This window comes from Rhodococcus sp. NPDC049939, assembly GCF_040656415.1.
Classification (GTDB): domain Bacteria; phylum Actinomycetota; class Actinomycetes; order Mycobacteriales; family Mycobacteriaceae; genus Rhodococcus_F.
The window spans coordinates 1,774,358-1,789,813 of sequence record NZ_JBFAMC010000001.1 but is presented as its reverse complement, the minus strand read 5'-3'; the positions used below and the strand labels follow the sequence as shown (position 1 = coordinate 1,789,813).

Genomic DNA, 15,456 nt, shown 5'->3' with positions numbered 1-15,456 from the left:
GGCGACTCACACGATGGACGGTGGCCCGCGGTGAGGGCCGACACGATTCTCACGAAGCAACTCCCCTTCTCGGACGATGTGCCGACCAGTCTAGGGAGTCTGGGCCAGTCGATATAACTGGGCAAGCCCGGTGGGATTCGGCTATGCCTCTCGAGGTGGATGCGGTCGACTACCCGAGGTGGATGGGATCGATTTGGACGCGCGTCGGCTGCGAATCCTTGCGCGCGCTGCGCACCGCCTGCGACTCACGTAGCGCCTTGGCCAGTGCGCTCCCGTCACTGCGTGGCACGCGGATCAGCATGCGCTCGACCTCGGCCGGCTCCGGCGAGTCGCTGGAAAACGGAAGCCGCTCCCCTGCGGGCAACTCGACCGGGCCGAGCAATTCCGCATACCCAGGTAGCTCGGTGACATCGAGAAGATCGGCGATACCCCGGGCGCTGCCGTCGATCGCAGCCAGATGGATCGCAGGCGGAAATCCGACCTCCGCACGCTCCTCGAACTGTGCGCGCGCGTGTCCGACCGGATCCCACCGGACCAGCGCCTGAACCGTCGGGATACCTGAGTCCGCGACGACGACCACCTGGCCGCCTTCGCTGAAAGGAACCACGAGCGCCGAGGCCGTCATCCACCTTCGAAGTGTTTCCTCCGCCGCACGCAGGTCGGGACGGCCCAGCAGCGCCCACCCGTCCAGCAGCAGGGCGGCACCGTATCCGCCTGTCATCACGGGTTCTGCACCGACTGTCGACACCACGAGGATTGGACCCTGCTTCACCTCGTCGATGACGTCCGTGCCCCCGGACATCCGAACCGCGACACCCGGGAACGCGCGGCCGAGCTCTTCGGCCGTACGGCCCGCTCCTACGACGACGGCACGCAACGCTCGCGCACCGCACGCATGGCAGCGGTGCGCACTATCCGCGATGCCGCACCATCGGCATGCCGGTGTCGCAGCTCCATCAGGGCCTGCAGCGGACGGCAAGGCGAGGGGGCCGTTGCACCGGCGGCAGCGTGCAGGGGCCCGGCACTTGCCGCACGCGAGGCTTGGCACGTACCCGCGCCTGGGAACTTGGACCAACACGCCCCTGCCCGCTCCGAGAGCCTGACGGGCCGCCTCGAATGCGATGGCAGGCAATCGAGCGGCCCGTGCGCCGGGATCACGGGCCAGTGCGTGGTCGCTGTCTGCGAGTGCGGTGATCTTGGGGGCGGCGCCGCGGACGGTGTCACGGGAGGCCACCAGATCGTGTGCCCATCCCGAATCGACGAGAGCCTGCGCCTCGGCCGTCCGGGCATATCCGGCCAGCACTACCGCGCAATTGCTCGCGTATGCGCGCAGCAACGCCACCTCGCGTGCGTGCGGATACGGTGCCCGTGGCTCCGAGTGATTGTCATCCCCGTCGTCCCAGACCACGATCAGCCCGGTTCGCGGGGTCGGCGCGAAGACCGCACTTCGCGTCCCCACCACAACCGCGGCCGCGCCGCGCAGCGCGGCCAGCCACCGCCGGTAACGCGTTGCCGGACCCAGCCCCGCCGACAATCCGACGACCGCATCGCTGCCGAGCAGCGCCCCCACCGAAGCGACCACACGATCGAGCGCGCGCTGGTCGGGGACGACTATCACGGTGCTCGCTCCGGTACCTGCGACCAGTGCGGCCAACTCCGCAAGACGCGTCGACCAGTCTTCTCCGGGTAGCGCCTGCCAGACTGCATGCGGTGAGCGCTGTTCGGACAGAGCGGTCAGGAACGCTTCACCGTGGACATACCTGGCCCACGCCGTTCTCTCGAATTGGACAGGCTCGACTGCGGTGGGCGGTGACACGCGCCCACCCTCGGTGGGCTGTGACACAGCCTCGGACTCCGCTCTCGCGTGCCGCGGCGGAATTGCCAGGCGCAACACGTCGGCGCGGGTTCCGGCGTATCTCCGCGCAACGAGGTCTACCAACCTGGTGATCTCAGGGGACAGCACCCGCTCCGCCGAGACCACGCGCCCCAGCCAGCCCAATCGCCCCTGATGTTCACTCGTCGAGGTGCGCGAGACCACGAATCCGTCGACAAGGCGTCCAGCGAATCGGATGCGTACCCGGACTCCCGGTTGCGCCTGGGCGTCGAGATCCCGTGGAACCAGATAGTCGAATTCGCGGTCGAGGTGGGCGAGCGGAAGCAGAGGCAGCACCTTGGCGATCGGATCTACTTCTGCCTCAACCTTTTGTGGGCTCACGACACCGCCTGCGCTCACGGGAGCGCCGCTACCACCACGGCGCCCACCTCACCGCGACAACCGATCAAAGGCCTGCGGCCGCGCGCAGCTTCTCCGCCCTGTCCACGCTCTCCCACGGGAGGACGATATCGGTGCGCCCAAAGTGACCGTAGGCTGCCGTCTGCGCGTAGATCGGGCGCAGAAGGTCGAGGTCCCGGATGATGGCGCCCGGACGCAAGTCGAAGGTTTCGACGATCGCTCGCTGGATACGGACCGGATCCGTCTTCTCCGTGCCGAACGTCTCGACGAACAGACCCACCGGCGCAGCCTTGCCGATGGCGTAGGCAACCTGGACCTCGATGCGCTCCGCGAGTCCTGCTGCGACAGCGTTCTTGGCCACCCAGCGCATCGCGTAGGCCGCCGACCGGTCCACCTTCGACGGATCCTTACCGGAAAATGCACCGCCGCCGTGGCGGGCCATACCGCCGTAGGTATCGACAATGATCTTTCGGCCGGTGAGTCCGGCATCACCCATCGGACCACCGAGCACGAACTTGCCGGTCGGGTTGACCAGGAGTCGGATGTCAGAGGTGTCCAGGCTGGGCATGGCGAGTTCGTCGAGGACCGAACCGACCACCTTTTCCCGCAGATCCGGGGCGAGCAGATTGTCGAGGTCGATGTCGGCGGCATGCTGCGTCGAGATGACCACGGTGTCGAGGCGAACCGGCCTGTCACCGTCGTACTCGATGGTGACCTGGGTCTTGCCGTCCGGGCGCAGGTAGGGCAACACGCCGGTCTTGCGCACCTCGGTGAGGCGACGCGACAGACGGTGCGCGAGTGCAATCGGCAAGGGCATCAGCTCGGGGGTGTCGGTGGTGGCGAACCCGAACATCAATCCCTGATCACCGGCACCCTGACGGTCGATCTCGTCATCGCTCAGCTCTCCGGTGCGAACCTCGTGCGATTGGTCGACGCCCTGAGCGATCTCGGGAGACTGTGCCCCGATCGCCACATTGACGCCGCAGGAGTTTCCGTCGAAGCCCTTCGCGGACGAGTCGTACCCGATCTCGAGCACTGTGTCGCGCACGATTTTCGGGATGTCGGCGTAGGCGGTGGTCGTCACCTCACCAGCGACGTGAACCTGGCCGGTGGTGACCAGCGTCTCGACGGCGACCCGGGCACGGGGGTCGTCGGTGAGGAGCGCGTCGAGGATGGAGTCACTGATTGCATCACAAATCTTGTCCGGGTGCCCCTCGGTCACAGACTCGCTGGTGAATAACCGACTACCAGACTTGCTCACAAAATTCCCCTCTCGACAGTTGCCTCTGAACAACAATTGTCTCTGATCAACACTTTAAGGCAGCTTAGCTGCGGATTCGCGCGAACGACCCCAACGGGGCGCCCATGTCATCGTCGCACGTGATCTTCTCAGCAGTGGAACTGGCGGGATTCGACGAGTCCACTCCGACGTGGGTTTGCTCCGGCGCGTCTTCGACCGCCAAGACACTTCGGGACTTCGCTCATCGGGTCCGGACCAGTTGAGCGACGGCGTCGAGCACACGACTTGCCATCAGTGCTTTCGATCCGTGCTCGAGCGCCGACTCCGAACCGTCGGAGCCGAGTAGCCATCCATCATTGTGGTCGACCTCGAATGCCTTGCCCTCGCCGACGGCGTTGACGACGAGGAGATCGCAGCCCTTGCGCTGAAGTTTGGCTCGCGCGTAGGTGAGTACATCCCCTTCGTCGTCCCCCGTCTCGGCGGCAAAACCGACGATCATGGTCGACGACGGGATCTGACCGTCGCGGCGAGACTGGACGAGACCAGCGAGAATGTCCTCGTTCTTGGTGAGTGTGATCGAGTCGGGTTCGCCCGCACCCTTCTTGATCTTGCTCGTCTCCGATTTCGACGGGCGGAAGTCGGCCACCGCCGCCGCCATGATCACCGCATCGACTCCCGACGCATTCTTGGCGACCGCGAACCGCATGTCCTCCGCAGTGCGTACATGGACCATCTCGACCGAGGACGGTTCGGCAAGTCCGGCGGTGTAGCCGGACACGAGGGTGACCTGGGCTCCCCGCTGCACCGCGAGACGGGCGAGGGCGTACCCCTGCTTACCCGAACTGCGGTTACCGAGAAACCGCACCGGATCCAGCGGTTCGCGAGTACCGCCGGCCGACACGAGGATCCGACGACCCTCGAGGTCGCGGCGTAGCGCATCCGGCCTCTCTAGCAGGAGCGAAGCCAAACCAGCTATCTCGTCAGGCTCAGGCAGCCGACCTGGCCCGGTGTCTTGGCCGGTCAGGCGCCCGGATGCCGGTTCGATCACGGTCGCGCCGCGAGCGCGCAAAGTTGCCACGTTGGCCACGGTGGCCGGGTGCTCCCACATCTCGGTGTGCATCGCGGGCACGAACATCACCGGACACCGCGCCGTGAGCAACGTAGCGGTGAGGAGATCGTCGGCCCGACCCGCCACGGCGCGGGCCATCAGGTCTGCGGTTGCCGGCGCGATGACGACGAGATCCGCTTCCTGCCCCAGACGGACGTGCGGAACCTGCGGGACGTCCGCGAACACACCTGTGTGCACCGGATTGCCGGAAAGCGCCTCGAACGTCGCCTTTCCGACAAACTCGAGCGCCGACTCCGTCGGGACGACGCGTACGTGGTGCCCGCTCTCGGTGAACGCGCGGATGACGGAACAACTCTTGTACGCGGCGATACCGCCGGCGACCCCGACGACGATGCGCTTACGCGCTACGCCCCGCGGAGCCGAATCCGATGATTGCGTCACGTACCCTGAACCCGGTCCAATCGCCTGCTCAGGCACGATGATCCTCCGCTCACTCGCCCTCGGTGTGCTCGAGAAGGTCGGAGTGGATCTCACGCAAGGCGATCGAAAGGGGCTTCTCCTGCAGACCCGGCTCCACCAAGGGGCCGACGTACTCGAGAATGCCGTCACCGAGCTGGTTGTAGTAGTCGTTGATCTGACGCGCCCGCTTGGCCGAGTAGATCACCAGCGCGTACTTCGACGACGTCCGGGCAAGCAGCTCGTCGATCGGAGGGTTGGTAATTCCGAGCGGGACGTCATAGGCCGCCAGGGCGCCGTGGCTTGGGGTTGCGGACGCTGCTGCGGGGGTGCTACTCACTCGGTATCTCCTGGGATAGTTCTGGCTAGCGGATGTGAGAACTAGCTGATCGGTCCAGACTTGTCCGACCGTCCAGCCAATAAGGATACCAACTCGTCGCACGATCGGCTGACATCCTCGTTCACAATGACCTCGTCGAACTCGTCCTGCGCCTCTAGTTCGATCTTCGCGGTCGCGAGACGCCGTTCGACGACATCGGCGGATTCGGTCCCCCGTCCGGTCAGCCGCCCTACCAGCGCCTCCCAGCTGGGCGGGGCCATGAAGACCAGTAGCGCTTCGGGCATCGCCTCCCGAATCGCTCGCGCACCACCGAGGTCGACCTCGATGAGTACCGGCTTCCCCTGTTCGACCGCCTCGCGAACCGGAGCCGCCGGGGTCCCCGACAGCTGGAGTCCACCGTGGATCTCGGCCCACTCGAGAAGCTCGCCGGAATCGATCATGCGCTCGAACTCGCCACGAGAGGTGAACCGATAGTCCTCACCGTCCACCTCGCCCGGGCGTGGCTCGCGGGTCGTTGCGGACACGCTGAAGACGAGCTCCGGCATCCGTTCACGAACAAGTCGCACCACGCTGGACTTTCCTACAGCCGAGGGGCCGGCCAGTACGACCAGCCGGCCCCTCGGAACTGTATTTTCTTGATCTGACACCTGTGCGCCAGCCACCACTGTCTTTCTCAGGCCTCGAAGTCGAACCTGGCGAGCAGGGCCTTCCGCTGCCGATCGCCGAGGCCCCGGAGGCGACGGGTCGGGGCGATTTCCAGCTCGGTCATGATCTCCTGCGCCTTGACCTTGCCCACCTTGGGCAGCGCCTCGAGCAATGCCGACACCTTCATCTTGCCGAGGATCTCATCGTTCTCGGCGTCTTTTAGAACCTGTTTGAGGTCGGTGCCACCACGCTTCAGGCGCTCCTTGAGCTCAGCCCTGGCCTTGCGGGCAGCAGCTGCCTTCTCCAAAGCAGCGGCACGCTGCTCGTCAGTCAACTGGGGAAGGGCCACGGTTCCTCCGTCTCGTCGTTGGAAAATACTGCAAACCACTGGATAACCAGCAGCGATAGCGACCGTACTCACGCCCGGCCCCGATTGCGAACCGACCCCCGAAACCGAAGCCGGATTCGAGTGGGCTATGCAAGTGCAGATTCGATCTCGTCGCGGACCTCCAGAGCGGCTTCGCGCAGGGCCGTAACCGACGGTCCGGCTCGGAGAATTCCCCGAGAACTACTCGGCAACAACAGCTTTCGTGAATCCGGAAATATCTCCCGGAGATCGGCGGGCGTCGCTCCCTGAGCGCCGAGGCCGGGCGCGAGAATCGCCCCGGAAAAATTCGACAAATCCAGTCCGTGTCCGCGTGTCGCACCCACCACAAGTCCCATCAGGCCGGGTTCCGTGGCGTTGAACCGGACCGCCGCATCCACCATGGACTGGGCGACCGAGACTCCCTCGGGGCTCCGCGAGGCCTGTAGATTGCCGCCTTCGGGATTGGATGTGCGGGCGAGCACGAACAGCCCGCGACCGTGCTGCACGGCGAGCGAGAGAGCCGGATCGAGCGAGCCGAAGCCCAGATAGGGCGACACCGTCAAGGCATCGGACGACAGAGGTGACCGTGCACCCAGCCAGCACTGCGCGTACGCCGCCATCGTAGAACCGATGTCCCCACGCTTGGCATCGGCCACAACGAGCGTCCCCGCCGCTGTGAGGACCGAAATCGTGCGTTCCAGGACTGCGTACCCGGCGGACCCGTATGCCTCGAAGAACGCGACCTGCGGCTTCACCACGGCTACCTCGCCGACGAAAGCCTCGACGCAGATCTCGGCGAATGTCTCGAGTCCCTCCGCGGTAGCGGGCAGACCCCACGACTCGAGAAGATCCGGATGTGGGTCGATACCGACGCACAACCGCCCCCGATGCTCCACCGCGGCCTTCAGCCGATGCACCCAGGGGTGACGGTGTCCACTCACGACGGGACGGATTCGGTGACGGGAGCCACGTCTGCCTCGGGCGACCGCAGCCTTGCGTGCAGGGCTTGGAGCGATTGGACACCGATGTCACCACGGATGGCGGCCTCGATTCCCTGCACCGCCGCAGAAGCACCCTGCACGGTCGTGACGCACGGAATGTTCATCGACACGGCCGCACTACGGATTTCGTAGCCGTCCACGCGCGGCCCTGAGTTGCCGTACGGCGTGTTGATCACCATGTCGACCTCACCGGCCCGGATCTTCTCGACGATCGTGCGCTGGCCTTCCTCGAGCTCCTCACCGGAGTGCTTGTGCACCCGATCGCAGGTGATGCCGTTTCGCCGCAGAACCGCGGCCGTCCCTTCGGTGGCCAGGATGCGGAAGCCCAGATCTGCGAGACGTTTGACCGGGAAGATCAGCGAGCGCTTGTCCCTGTTGGCGACCGACACGAACACCGATCCCGTTGTAGGCAGCGAGCCGTACGCTGCGGTCTGGCTCTTGGCGAACGCGGTGCCGAAGTCCGCATCGATACCCATCACCTCGCCGGTCGACTTCATTTCGGGGCTCAGGAGGGTGTCGATACCGGTGCCGTCGGTGCGACGGAACCGGTTGAACGGCAACACGGCCTCCTTGACTGCAACCGGAGCGTCGGCCGGTGCGGAACCGCCGTCACCGGACGCCGGGAGGACACCACTCTCGCGGAGTTCGGCGATGGTTTCGCCGAGCATGACTCGCGCACACGCCTTCGCCAGCTGAACGGCCGTCGCCTTCGATACGAAGGGCACGGTACGGCTGGCGCGCGGATTGGCCTCGAGGACGTAGAGAACGTCGTCCTTCAAGGCGTATTGGACGTTGAGCAGGCCCCTGACGCCGATGCCCTTGGCGAGCGCCTCCGTGGAGCGACGGACCTTTTCGAGATCGGCACGGCCGAGGGTGATCGGCGGCAGGGCGCAGGCTGAGTCGCCCGAGTGAATACCTGCCTCCTCGATGTGCTCCATCACCCCGCCGAGATACACCTCGGTGCCATCGCACAGGGCATCCACATCGATCTCGATCGCATCTTCGAGGAAGCGGTCCACCAGGACGGGGCGATCGTCGGAAATCTCTGTGGCGCGGGAGATGTAGCCCTCGAGAGAGGGCTCGTCGTAGACGATCTCCATGCCCCGGCCGCCGAGGACATACGACGGGCGTACCAGCACCGGATAACCGATCCCCGAGGCGATCTCGCGGGCGGCGGCGAAGGTGGTGGCGGTACCGAACTTGGGAGCGGGTAGCCCGGCTTCGACTAGGACCTTGCCGAACTCGCCACGATCTTCCGCGAGGTCGATCGCTTCGGGGCTGGTGCCGACGATCGGCACCCCGGCGGCCTTCAGCCGAGTCGCCAGGCCCAGTGGAGTCTGGCCGCCGAGTTGAACGATCGCACCGGCCACCGTGCCCGACGCCGACTCCGCCCGGTACACCTCGAACACGTCCTCGAAGGTCAGCGGCTCGAAGTACAGGCGGTCGGCGGTGTCGTAGTCGGTGGAGACGGTCTCGGGGTTGCAGTTGACCATCACGGTCTCGTAGCCGGCCTCGGACAGCGTCAATGCCGCGTGGACGCAGGAGTAGTCGAACTCGATTCCCTGCCCGATCCGGTTCGGACCGGAACCCAGGATCAGCACCTTCGGCTTCTCGGTCTGCGGCGCCACCTCGGTCTCGGCCTCGGGGTCGAGTTCGTAGGTGGAGTAGTGGTACGGCGTCTTGGCTTCGAACTCCGCGGCGCACGTGTCCACCGTCTTGTAGACGGGGTGGATGTTCCACTTCTCACGCAATGCCCGGACAGCTTCCTCGCCACCGATTTCGGGGCGAAGCACCGCGATCTGGCGATCCGAGAGTCCGTGGTGCTTGGCACGCCGAAGTACGTGCTCGGTGATCTCGGACGCCTGACGCAATCCGGCACCGAGCTCATGGATCTGCTGTATTTGGTCGAGGAACCACGGATCGATACCGGTGGCGTCGTACAGTTGCTCGACGGTGGCACCGAGGGTCAGCGCCCTCTCGATGCCGTACAGGCGTCCGTCGTGCGGGACGCGGAGTTCGCCCAGAAGTGCGTCCAGATCATCGGTCTCGACCTGAGGACCGGTCCAGAATCCGGCCTGCTTGGTCTCGAGTGAGCGCATGACCTTGCCCAGCGCCTCGGTGAAGTTGCGGCCGATGGACATGGCCTCGCCCACCGACTTCATTGTGGTGGTGAGGGTTCCATCGGCACCGGGGAACTTCTCGAACGCGAACCGGGGAGCCTTGACGACCACGTAGTCGAGGGTGGGTTCGAAGCACGCCGGGGTTTCTTTGGTGATGTCGTTGACGATCTCGTCCAGGGTGTAGCCGACCGCAAGTTTCGCCGCGATCTTCGCGATCGGGAATCCCGTCGCCTTGGAGGCCAGCGCACTGGACCGCGACACACGCGGGTTCATCTCGATGACGACGAGGCGCCCGTCGTCGGGGTTCATGGCGAACTGGATATTGCAGCCCCCGGTGTCGACGCCGACCTCACGCAGGATGGCGATCGACAGGTCGCGCATCTCCTGGAACTCGCGGTCGGTCAGCGTCATAGCGGGCGCGACGGTCACCGAGTCGCCGGTGTGCACACCGACCGGATCGACGTTCTCGATGGAGCAGACGATGACGACGTTGTCGCGGCCGTCGCGCATCAACTCGAGTTCGTATTCCTTCCAACCGAGAATTGATTCCTCGATCAGCACGTTCGCGGTGGGAGACGCCGCCAAACCCCCGCCGGCGATGCGTTCGAGATCCTCGGCGTCGTAGGCCATGCCGGAACCGAGTCCGCCCATGGTGAACGACGGGCGGACCACGACGGGATAGCCGAGTTCGGCAACCGTCTCGTGCACCTCGTCCATCGTGAAGCAGACACGTGATCGCGCCGACTCGCCACCGACCTTGGTGACGATGTCCTTGAACTTCTGCCGGTCCTCGCCGCGCTGGATGGCATCGAAATCGGCGCCGATCAGCTCGACGTCGTACTTTTCGAGGATTCCCTTCTCGTGCAGGGCCACAGCGGTATTGAGGGCGGTCTGTCCACCGAGCGTCGCGAGGACCGCATCGATCGGGTGCCCCTTCTCCGCTTCGAGGGCGATCACCTTTTCGACGAACTCGGCCGTGATCGGCTCGACGTAGGTCGAATCGGCGAACTCGGGGTCGGTCATGATCGTGGCCGGATTCGAGTTCACGAGGCTGACGCGCAGTCCTTCCTCGCGCAGCACCCGGCACGCCTGGGTTCCGGAGTAGTCGAACTCACAAGCCTGGCCGATGACGATCGGGCCGGACCCGATCACCAGGATGTGGGAGAGATCTGAACGGCGTGGCATTACTTCTTGACTCCCTCGAGCATGCTTGTGAAGCGGTCGAACAGGTATGCGGCGTCGTGTGGACCTGCCGCGGCTTCGGGGTGGTACTGCACCGAGAAGGCGGAGTTGTCGAGCAGTCGAACGCCTTCGACGGCACCGTCATTGGCACACGTGTGACTGATCACGGCCTTGCCGAACGGGGTGTCGAATTCCTGACCGGCCTCGCCCTCGAGCGCGAATCCGTGGTTCTGGGCGGTGATCGCGATGCGCCCGGTCTCGTGTTCGACAACCGGGATATTGATCCCCCGGTGCCCGAACTTCATCTTGTAGGTGCCCAGACCCAGTGCCCGCCCGAGGATCTGATTGCCGAAGCAGATCCCGAACAGAGGAAGACCCTGCCCTATGACCTCTTTCGTGAGATGCACGGCACCGTCGGCAGTCGCCGGATCGCCGGGGCCGTTGGAGAGAAACACCCCGTCCGCCTTCAAATCGAGGATCTGTTCGAGCGTGGCATCGGATGGCAAGACGTGCACCCTGATTCCGCGCTCGGCAAACATGCGCGGGGTGTTGGTCTTGATGCCCAGGTCGATCGCGGCGACCGTGAAGCGGGCCTGCCCGCCGATCGGTTCGACGACGTAGCCGCTGGTAGTGCTGACCTCGCCGGCGAGGTCGGCACCAAGCATCGTCGGCTGGCTCCTCACTCGTTCGAGCAGCACATCGGTGTCGGCCACCGCGTCACCGGAGAACACCCCGGCGCGCATCGAACCCCGTGTGCGCAGGTGGCGAACGAGGGCTCGGGTGTCGACGCCGGCGATCCCTACAACGCCCTGCTCCACGAGTTCGTCCTGCAGCGACCCGGTGGCGCGCCAACTGGAGGTTCGGCGCGCGGGGTCGCGGACTACATACCCGGCGACCCAGATCCTCGACTCGGAGGTGTTTCCGGTCGGGCCGACGGACTCGTCGTCTTCGTCGTTCCATCCGGTGTTGCCGATCTGTGGCGCGGTGGCAACCACGATCTGGCGGTGGTAGCTCGGGTCGGTGAGGGTCTCTTGGTAGCCGGTCATCCCGGTGCTGAAGACGGCCTCACCGAGAGTCTGGCCGACGGCACCGAAGGTGGTGCCTCGAAAGGTCCGTCCGTCCTCGAGGACCAGTACTGCCGAGTCGGTGTCATAGCCGCTCATGCGTTCTCTCCGTTCTGCTCGACCTCGCCAGAGTTCGCCGCATTCGCTGAATCGTTTTCGTCTGTCTTGTCGTACGGATCCGTCTCGTTCACCCAGGCGGGGTAGACCGACTTGTCATCGGCACGGAATCCGGTGTCGATCTCGGTGCCGGAAGGCAGTTCCCAGCGGATCACCAGCAAGCCGTCCTTGCTCATGACCTTGCCCGCGAGCCCGCGTTCGGTACGGATTGCACGGATGGCGGCCTGTGGAATCCAGATCACAGAAGCGCCGTCGCGCTCGAGCAGGATGCCTGCGGCGTATCGGGAGATCTCCCCGGTAGCCCGGAATCCGAGGTCGCCGACCGCGACTCGATCCTGCCAACTCGGCGCGAGGGTACTGCCGACATACAGTCCGGTGCTCGGCGCTTGCAACTGTTCGCCGAGATGTGCGGGCAAGACGGGAAGTTCTCCGACCAAATCGGTTTGACGTCGGGCGCGACCACGCCAACCGATGTACATCAAGTAGATGGCCAGCGCCCAGAAGACCGCGAGGCCGAGCACCCAAAGAAATCTCTCCACTGTCATCCCCCGCCGGTGCGAGCCGGAAGTCGCGCTTCGCCGTCCCGCGCAGTGATCCGCCCACGGAGGATCGTCGTGGTCACACGGGCAGGCAGAGTCATCGCCTCGAACGGAGTGTTGTGCGACACACTGGCGAGAGCGGCTCCGTCAACTGTCCATTCGGCATCCGGGTCGATCAGCACCAGGTTCGCGGGCTCACCGACCTCGAGCGGGCGTCCCTGGTCGTCGAGTCCGACGATCTCGGCGGGGCGCACACTCATTACCCGGGCCACCCCTCGCCAGTCGAGCAGGCCCGTGCGGACCATGGTCGCCACGACGATAGACAGGGCGGTTTCGAGTCCGAGCATCCCGGGACGCGCTGCCGCGAACTCGCAGCACTTGTCCTGCTCGGCGTGGGGCGCATGATCGGTGGCGACGCAGTCGATGGTGCCGTCGGCGAGCCCGGCGCGGAGCGCGGCGACGTCGTCAGGCTCTCGCAGGGGTGGGTTCACCTTGTTCACGGCGTCGTACGTCTCCAGCCGGGAATCGTCGAGCAGCAGGTGGTGGGGAGTAACTTCGGCCGAAATCGAAATACCCTGCCCACGGGCCCATTTCATCAGCTCAACGGTTCCCGCCGTGGACGCGTGACAGATGTGCACCCGCGCGTTGGCGTCGCGGGCGAGCAGCGCGTCGCGCACGACGATCGATTCCTCGGCCGCACGTGGCCAACCAGCAAGTCCGAGCCTGGACGCGGTGGGGCCCTCGTTCGCGACCGCGCCGACGGTCAGTCGTGGGTCCTCCGCGTGCTGTGCAACCAGCACGCCGAGTGAACTCGAATATTCGAGGGCGCGGCGCATGATCAGGGGGTCGTGGACACAAAGGCCGTCGTCCGAGAACATCCGGACTCGCCCGACGCCCGACGCCATAGTGGCCATCTCGGCGAGTTGCCTGCCCTCGAGGCCTACCGTGACGGCACCGACCGGATGGACATCGACGAGGCCGACCTCCTGGCCGCGCCGCCAGACGTAATCGGTGACGACGACCGAGTCTGCAACGGGGCTGGTGTTGGCCATCGCGAACACCGCGGTGTATCCGCCGAGCGCGGCGGCTGCCGAGCCGGAGTCTATGGTCTCGGTGTCCTCACGGCCTGGTTCACGCAGATGGGTGTGCAGATCGACGAATCCCGGAAGCAGGATCTGCCCGGTCGCATCGATCACCTCGACATCCGAGCCGCGCCCCGCGCCGGCATCCGCACCGATCGCGGCGATGACTCCATCTGCCAGGAGAACGTCGGTGGGCTCGCCCTCCCCGTACAGCAGCACGTTCTCGATGAGCACTGTCTCTCTTGTCACTGCACCGTCACCCATCTCACTTCTCTGCCACTCATCAGGCAGCACCCTCCGCTCCGACCAGCAGCCGGAACAGCACCGCCATGCGCATGTGCACGCCGTTGGTCACCTGCTGCAGTACAGCGGTTTTCGTTGAATCGGCGACGGCCGACGCAATCTCCATTCCACGCAGCATCGGGCCGGGGTGCAACACCACCGCGTGCTCGGGAAGCAGCGCGAGCCGCTTCTCGGACAATCCGTAATTGATCGCGTATTCCCGAGGAGACGGGAAGAATCCGCCATTCATCCGCTCCGCCTGCACACGCAGCATGAGAACGGCATCGAGTCCGGGCAACTCCGCATCGAACGAGTGCGCCACCGAAACAGGCCAAGACGACACACCGACCGGGAGCAACGTCGGCGGCGCCACCAGGACGACCTCGGCACCGAGCATCGACAGCAGCAGGGCGTTCGAGCGTGCCACACGGCTGTGCGCGATGTCACCGACGATCGCGATGCGTTTGCCCTCGATTCCGTCGAGCCGCTGCCGCAACGTGAGTGCGTCGAGCAACGCCTGGGTGGGGTGTTCGTGCATGCCGTCGCCGGCGTTGATGACCGCAGGGCCACCGTCTTCCTGGCGGCTCGTCCAGTGCGCGATCTGGTGCGCCGCACCCGACGCGGGGTGTCGCACGATGAGCGCGTCGGCACCGGCGGCCCGCAACGTCATCGCGGTGTCACGGAGGGATTCGCCCTTGGACACCGACGAACTGGACGCGCTGACGTTGATCACGTCCGCGCTCATCCACTTGCCTGCAACCTCGAAGGAGACCCTCGTCCGGGTCGAGTTCTCGAAGAACACGGTCATGACCGTCCGGCCGCGCAGGGTCGGAAGCTTGCGCACCTCACGTCCGAGGAGTGCTTGCTCGAATCGCTGCGCCTCGTCGAGGAGCTCCACGGCCGATTCTCGCGTCAGGTCGGCGATCGACAACAAGTGCTTCACGCGGCTCCTCCCCTGGAGATCATGACCGCGTCGCGACCATCGTGCTCGTCCAGGAGAACCTTGACGTCCTCGCTGCGCGCTGTCGGCACGTTCTTCCCGACATAGTCGGCGCGCAACGGCAGTTCACGGTGGCCACGGTCGACGAGCACGGCCAACTGGACGGCCCGTGGTCGCCCGAGGTCTCGCAGCGCGTCGAGAGCAGACCGGACGGTGCGCCCGGAGAACAGGACGTCGTCAACCAGAACCACCAGCGCGTTGTCCACGCCGCCCTCAGGCACCGATGTGCGCTCGAGTGGCCGATGCGGCTTGGTACGCAGGTCGTCGCGGTAGAGGGTGATATCGAGCGAGCCTATCGGGGGACGCACTCCAGAAAATTCTTCGATCCTGTCGGCGAGTCGCACTGCGAGCGTCGTGCCTCTGGTGGGAATTCCGATGAGAACGACGCGCGGCGCCTCGCCGCCCTCTGCGTCGATCGCAGTCTTTTCGATGATCTGGTGCGCGATGCGCGCGATGGTCCTTCCCACATCAGCTGCGGAGAGCAACTCGCGTGCGGGTTCGCCGGAAGCGATCGACTCGGGTGTTGACTCCACCGGTTCCCCGGCGGCGCGAGACCCTTCGGGTACACGCATGCAACGACCTCCTTCTCCGCCTCACTGGACGGATCGTTAAAGGATGCCTGACGCCGACAGCGTATCAGCGCGTCGGCTGCTCCGGTCCTCGGGTCCCTGACCTCCAGCCCACCCGTCTCGTCCACCTTCGAAAGAAGACGAGACGGG

General features: G+C 65.5%; 13 protein-coding genes. All 13 read right to left on the bottom strand.

Translation table 11 applies throughout. The features are described 5' to 3' along the window. Nucleotides 1-169 precede the first annotated feature (169 nt). Nucleotides 170-2,215: a primosomal protein N' gene (locus tag AB0I57_RS08135; protein ID WP_358332294.1), complete on the bottom strand. Its 2,046-nt coding sequence runs from the start codon at nucleotides 2,213-2,215 to the stop codon at nucleotides 170-172. A gap of 64 nt (nucleotides 2,216-2,279) precedes the next feature. Beyond that, on the bottom strand, nucleotides 2,280-3,494 hold the full coding sequence (gene metK, locus AB0I57_RS08130; RefSeq protein ID WP_358332291.1) for a methionine adenosyltransferase: 1,215 nt from the start codon (nucleotides 3,492-3,494) through the stop codon (nucleotides 2,280-2,282). A 220-nt stretch (nucleotides 3,495-3,714) separates the two neighbouring features. Further along, nucleotides 3,715-4,983 (bottom strand): bifunctional phosphopantothenoylcysteine decarboxylase/phosphopantothenate--cysteine ligase CoaBC, encoded by a 1,269-nt coding sequence (gene coaBC, locus AB0I57_RS08125; protein ID WP_358333292.1) that lies wholly within the window; start codon nucleotides 4,981-4,983, stop codon nucleotides 3,715-3,717. Nucleotides 4,984-5,032: 49 nt separating this feature from the next. After that, nucleotides 5,033-5,338, bottom strand: coding sequence for a DNA-directed RNA polymerase subunit omega (gene rpoZ, locus AB0I57_RS08120; protein WP_358332288.1), 306 nt, complete (start codon nucleotides 5,336-5,338; stop codon nucleotides 5,033-5,035). A gap of 41 nt (nucleotides 5,339-5,379) precedes the next feature. Then, nucleotides 5,380-6,003, bottom strand: coding sequence for a guanylate kinase (gene gmk / locus AB0I57_RS08115; RefSeq protein ID WP_358332285.1), 624 nt, complete (start codon nucleotides 6,001-6,003; stop codon nucleotides 5,380-5,382). A gap of 8 nt (nucleotides 6,004-6,011) precedes the next feature. After that, a complete protein-coding gene (gene mihF, locus AB0I57_RS08110) occupies nucleotides 6,012-6,332 on the bottom strand; it encodes an integration host factor, actinobacterial type (protein ID WP_070378468.1) in 321 nt (106 codons plus the stop codon). Nucleotides 6,333-6,457: 125 nt separating this feature from the next. Then, nucleotides 6,458-7,291, bottom strand: coding sequence for an orotidine-5'-phosphate decarboxylase (gene pyrF / locus AB0I57_RS08105; protein ID WP_358332282.1), 834 nt, complete (start codon nucleotides 7,289-7,291; stop codon nucleotides 6,458-6,460). Next, nucleotides 7,288-10,656, bottom strand: coding sequence for a carbamoyl-phosphate synthase large subunit (gene carB, locus AB0I57_RS08100; RefSeq protein ID WP_358332279.1), 3,369 nt, complete (start codon nucleotides 10,654-10,656; stop codon nucleotides 7,288-7,290). Before carB ends, pyrF begins: the two co-directional genes overlap by 4 nt. After that, complete coding sequence (gene carA, locus AB0I57_RS08095) at nucleotides 10,656-11,816, bottom strand: glutamine-hydrolyzing carbamoyl-phosphate synthase small subunit (protein ID WP_358332276.1); 1,161 nt, start codon at nucleotides 11,814-11,816, stop codon at nucleotides 10,656-10,658. The genes carB and carA overlap by 1 nt, the downstream gene beginning before the upstream one ends. Continuing rightward, nucleotides 11,813-12,379 (bottom strand): transporter, encoded by a 567-nt coding sequence (locus tag AB0I57_RS08090; RefSeq protein WP_358332274.1) that lies wholly within the window; start codon nucleotides 12,377-12,379, stop codon nucleotides 11,813-11,815. The genes carA and AB0I57_RS08090 overlap by 4 nt, the downstream gene beginning before the upstream one ends. Further along, nucleotides 12,376-13,719, bottom strand: coding sequence for a dihydroorotase (locus AB0I57_RS08085; RefSeq protein ID WP_358332272.1), 1,344 nt, complete (start codon nucleotides 13,717-13,719; stop codon nucleotides 12,376-12,378). The genes AB0I57_RS08090 and AB0I57_RS08085 overlap by 4 nt, the downstream gene beginning before the upstream one ends. A 19-nt stretch (nucleotides 13,720-13,738) precedes the next feature. After that, complete coding sequence (locus tag AB0I57_RS08080; protein ID WP_358332270.1) at nucleotides 13,739-14,680, bottom strand: aspartate carbamoyltransferase catalytic subunit; 942 nt, start codon at nucleotides 14,678-14,680, stop codon at nucleotides 13,739-13,741. Continuing rightward, nucleotides 14,677-15,309, bottom strand: a complete 633-nt coding sequence (gene pyrR / locus AB0I57_RS08075) for a bifunctional pyr operon transcriptional regulator/uracil phosphoribosyltransferase PyrR (RefSeq protein ID WP_358332268.1) — start codon at nucleotides 15,307-15,309, stop codon at nucleotides 14,677-14,679. Before pyrR ends, AB0I57_RS08080 begins: the two co-directional genes overlap by 4 nt. Nucleotides 15,310-15,456: the final 147 nt, after the last annotated feature.